This is a genomic window from Sphingomonas beigongshangi, from assembly GCF_016820445.1.
In the GTDB taxonomy this organism is placed as follows: domain Bacteria; phylum Pseudomonadota; class Alphaproteobacteria; order Sphingomonadales; family Sphingomonadaceae; genus Sphingomonas; species Sphingomonas beigongshangi.
In genome coordinates this window covers 1-290 of record NZ_JADHDT010000025.1, presented here as the reverse complement: position 1 = coordinate 290, position 290 = coordinate 1, and the positions used below count along the sequence as shown (strand labels likewise).

Sequence of the window (290 nt, the reverse complement as noted above, 5' to 3'; positions counted from 1 at the left end):
GACGTCAAGACCAAGATCACCGCATCGACCGAGCAGGTCGAGGCCGGCGTCCAGCTGGTCAGCGAGACGGGCGCGGCGCTTACCCGCATCATCGGGCGGATCGGTGAGATCAGCGCGCTGGTCGGCGAGATCGCCAAGGCGGCGGAAAGCCAGGCGACAGGCCTGCAGCAGGTCAACACCGCCGTCAGCGAGATGGACGGCGTGACGCAGCAGAATGCCGCGATGGTCGAGGAAGCCACCGCCGCCGCCCGCTCGCTGTCGGCCGAGGCCGACCAGCTCGCCCGGCAGGT

At 70.0% G+C, this 290-nt stretch carries 1 protein-coding gene; it reads left to right on the top strand.

From position 1 onward, the window contains the following. A partial coding sequence (locus IQ292_RS17560) for a methyl-accepting chemotaxis protein (RefSeq protein WP_238941231.1) occupies nt 1-290 on the top strand: 290 nt, incomplete at both ends.